Source organism: Streptomyces niphimycinicus, from assembly GCF_018883605.1.
Classification (GTDB): domain Bacteria; phylum Actinomycetota; class Actinomycetes; order Streptomycetales; family Streptomycetaceae; genus Streptomyces; species Streptomyces niphimycinicus.
The window spans coordinates 1-3,218 of record NZ_JAHLEM010000111.1 but is presented as its reverse complement, the minus strand read 5'-3'; the positions used below and the strand labels follow the sequence as shown (position 1 = coordinate 3,218).

The following is a 3,218-nucleotide window of genomic DNA, read 5'->3' as shown; positions in this document are numbered from 1 at the left end:
TGGACCTTGCGCGCCTTCAGCGCCATCCAGGCCGAACCGGCCGCCGCGGCCGCCTTCTTGGGGGCCTCGGCCGCCACCGTACGCCCGGTGGCCACGGCCTTCTCGGCCGCCACCTGGGCCTTGTCGGCGGCGACATGAGCGGTGTGCGCGGCGGTCGTCGCGGCGCTCGCGGCGGCGGTCTTCGCCGTGGTCTCCGCCTCGCCCGCGGTGTCCTTGGCCCGTGCCGTGGTCTCCTTGGCCTTGGTCGTGGTGGCCTTCGCGTGCGCGTTGGCGCTCCTGACACTTGTGTGTGCGTTCTTCTTCTCGGTCATGTCCACCGCGTTACCACTCGGCCCGACAGCAAACCCGCGGCGCGGGGCCGTCGCCGCGTCCGGGGCGCCGCCTTGGCTCATTCGGTGCCCGGGCCGCGCCGCTGCTGGGGGTGTCGCCGAGGTGAGCCCAAAAGGGGCCATGGGATGATCTTGAAGCCGTGAGGTCCCGGTCCGTCACCCGTTCGGCTCAGTGTCGTTGGTGGTGATGTTGACCATCGTCTGGGGCCTGGGGTGGGTTGTGACCTCGATCGAACGGACCGCGTATCCGCGGTTCAAGCGGCTGATCACCGCGCATGAGCTGCATCTGTTCTTCTCGCCGACGCGCGATGAGCTTCAGTGGGCGTCCGGTGCCACGGACTGCGATGAGCATTTGCTGGCTCTGCTGCTGACGCTGAAGTCGTATCAGCGCATGGGGTGTTTCCCGAAGCTGGAGGTCGTCCCGGACATGGTGGTGGACTTCGTCCGGCCCCAGGTGGAGCTGCCGGAGGGCACGCTGCCGGTGTACCAGGCGGAGAAGACCGCCAAGAACCATCGGGGCCTGGTCCGCAAGCGGGTCGGGGTGCTCTACGACCAGGTGGAGGCCCGGCGGATCGCCGAGCGGTCGATCCGCAAGGAGGCGGCGGCGAAGAACCGGCCGGCGGACCTGATCAACATTGCGTTGGAGAAGGTGGTGGAGTCCGGGCTGGAGCTGCCGGCGTTCTCCACCTTCGACGCGATGGCCTCGAAGATCCGCCGCGAGGTGAACACCGCGATCTGCGATGGCATCCACGACCGGATCAGCCCGGCGGAGCGGGCCGGCCTGGCACGGCTGCTGGAGGACCGCGATGGCGACGGCACCACGCTGTTCAACCGGCTGAAGAGGCCCGCTCAGGGCCCGAGCTGGTCGCACTTCAAGGATTTGACCAAGCGCCTGGAGTGGGTGGACGGCCTCGGCGACACGGACGTGTGGATGGACGGGGTGGCCGCGGGGAAGGCCACCGACTTCGCCGGGGAGGCGGATGCTGCCGACGTGGCGGAGCTGGGCGGGTTCGACAAGCAGTACGAGCAGATCGAGAAGGTCTCCGCCCATCACGGCAACTTCTGGGAGCCGCTGCTGTACGGGCAGATCGGCCGGGACCGGGCGGTGATGTTCGACCTCGCCGAGAAGCTGGAGTTCACCGCCACCAGCGAGGACGGGCGGGTGCTGGACGCGCTCGCGCACGCACAGCGCCACCAGGCTGCCCGCGGGGAGTACATCACCGCCTTCGACGAGATGGGCCGGGGGGTGGACATCTCCTTCGCCACCCAGAACTGGCGCAAGGCCGTGCTCGACAAGACCCGCCCGGGCCAGTTCGTGCGCAAGCACTTCGAGGCGATGGTCTTCACCGCCCTGGCGGAGGAACTGCGCACCGGCGACGTCGCGGTGGTCGGCTCGGAGGAGTACGCCGACTGGTCCAAGCAGCTCCTCGCGTGGGAGGCCGTCCAGGAGAAGCTGGGCGCCTACCTGGTGGAGGTCGGCCTTGCTGAGGAGGGCGAGACGCCGAGTTCGACGCCAAGGTCTTCCGCCGGCAGTTGGAGGACAAGCTTCGGGACGCCGCCGCGGCGGCGGACGCCGGGTACCCGGACAACGAGGGCCTGGTCATCGACCTGGAGACGGGTATCCCGTCGCTGAGGCCGCACCGCTCGGAGGGTCAGCGGCCGTCTGCGAAGCGGCTGGAGGAGGAGATCAAGGCGAGGATGCCGGAGCGGTCGCTGATGGGCATCCTGGCCCGTACGGCGTACTGGGTGGAGTGGTGGCGGCGCTTCGGCCCGGCCTCCGGCAACGAGCCGAAGCTGGCCGACCCGTTCGGCCGCTACGTGATCACGACGTTCGTGAAGGGCACGAACATGGGCCCGTACGAGGCCGCCCGGCACATCCCCGGCGTGAGCGGGCATGAGCTGTCGTACACGGCGAACCGGCACTTCTCCATCGTGCTGCTGAACGAGGCCATCGCCGACCTGGTCAACGCCCACGCCCAGATGGACATCTCCCAGGCGTGGGACGATGGCACCGCGGTGGCCGCCGACGGCACCCACATGGACACCTACCTCGACAACCTGCTCGCCGAGACGAGCGTCAGATACGGCAAGCCGGGCGGCATCGCCTACCACCACATCTCCGACACCTACATCGCGCTGTTCACGCACTTCATCCCGTGCGGGGTGTGGGAGGCGGTCTACATCATCGAGGGCCTGCTGAAGAACACGTCCGAGGTGAAGCCCACCACGGTGCACGCAGACACCCAGGGCCAGAGCTTCCCGGTGTTCGCGCTGGCCCACTTGCTGGGCTTCGACCTGATGCCCCGCATCCGTAACTGGAAGGACTCGACGTTCTACCGGCCGAGCAAGCAGAGCGAGTACGTGCACATCGACGCCCTGTTCGGAGAGCCGGGCAGGAACGTGATCGACTGGGACCTGATCGAGTCGCAGTTCCGGCACCTGATGCGGGTGGCCGTCTCGGTGCGCGAAGGGGCGATCTCCTCCTCCACGCTGCTGAAGCGGCTGCGGTCGGGCTCCAAGAAGAACGCCACGTACGCCGCGTTCCGCGAGGTCGGCCGCGTGATCCGCACCGTGCAGCTGCTGCGCTACCTCTCCGACGCGCCGCTACGGCGGCGGGTGACCGCGGCGACGAACAAGGTCGAGTCGTTCAACCGGTTCTCCCAGTGGGTCGGCTTCGGCAACCGCGGCGTCATCGCCGACAACGACCCGGTCGAGCAGGAGAAGGCGATGAAGTTCAACGCTCTGCTCACGAACGCGGTCATTTTTCACAACGCCCTGGACATCGCCGAGATCGTCCGCCATCTGCTGGAGGAGGGCTGGACGATCGAGCCGGAGGACCTGGCGCACATCTCGCCGTACCTGACCGAGCACATCAACCGGTTCGGCGAG

General features: G+C 68.3%; 2 protein-coding genes and 1 pseudogene. 2 read left to right on the top strand and 1 reads right to left on the bottom strand.

All coding sequences use genetic code 11. The features are described from left to right. Positions 1-311, bottom strand: a pseudogene (locus tag KN815_RS13085) (hypothetical protein); the annotation flags it as partial. 238 nt (positions 312-549) lie between these two features. On the opposite strand from KN815_RS13085, the gene KN815_RS13080 reads away from it, so the two are divergent. Further along, the gene (locus KN815_RS13080; protein ID WP_216341972.1) at positions 550-1,962 is read left to right on the top strand and encodes a DUF4158 domain-containing protein; all 1,413 of its coding nucleotides are present in this window, start codon (positions 550-552) and stop codon (positions 1,960-1,962) included. Then, positions 1,863-3,218 (top strand): Tn3 family transposase (locus KN815_RS13075; protein ID WP_216341970.1); only part of this gene is annotated, 1,356 nt, incomplete at its 3' end. The genes KN815_RS13080 and KN815_RS13075, both read left to right, overlap by 100 nt.